The organism is Paraburkholderia mimosarum LMG 23256 = NBRC 106338, from assembly GCF_000739815.1.
Lineage (GTDB): Bacteria > Pseudomonadota > Gammaproteobacteria > Burkholderiales > Burkholderiaceae > Paraburkholderia > Paraburkholderia mimosarum.
Map to the genome: position 1 here is coordinate 1 of NZ_BBJJ01000362.1, position 638 is coordinate 638.

General features: G+C 58.2%; 1 pseudogene. It reads right to left on the reverse strand.

The features are described from left to right. Positions 1-638: pseudogene (gene phbB, locus BMI01S_RS37895) on the reverse strand (acetoacetyl-CoA reductase); the annotation flags it as partial.

Consider the following 638-nt stretch of genomic DNA (forward strand, 5'->3'; position numbering starts at 1 on the left):
CCGCCATTGATGGCGATGTTCGCGCCGGTCACGAAACCGGCCTCTTCGGAGCACAGGTAGGCAACAAGGCCCGCCACCTCCTCGGGTTTGCCGAGGCGGCCCGCCGGTATCTGCGGCAGGATCTTCGTATCGAGGATCTCCTGCGGGATTGCAGTCACCATTTTCGTCGCCAGGTATCCGGGTGAAATCGTGTTGACAGTCACGCCCTTACTGGCAACTTCAAGCGCGAGCGACTTGGTGAAGCCGTGCATGCCTGCCTTGGCCGCTGCATAGTTGGTCTGCCCCACGGAGCCCTTCGAGCCGTTCACCGATGAAACTATTGATGATTCGTCCCCACCCCCGCTCGACCATGCCGTCGCATACCGGCTTTACCATGTTGAAGACGGAGTTGAGGTTGGTGCTGATGACCGCGTCCCAGTTCACCTTGTCGAGTTTCCTGAGTGTCATGTCACGCGTAATCCCGGCATTATTCACGAGAATATCGATCGGACCGACCTCGTGCTGAATTCTCGCGACGCAATGCTGGCAGGAATCGTAATCCGCAACGTCGACCGGATAGGCCTGGAACACACGACCATCGGCCTTCATTCGTGTCAGCCAGTCATCGACTCCAGAGTTGTCCGGTGAGTGCGTAACTA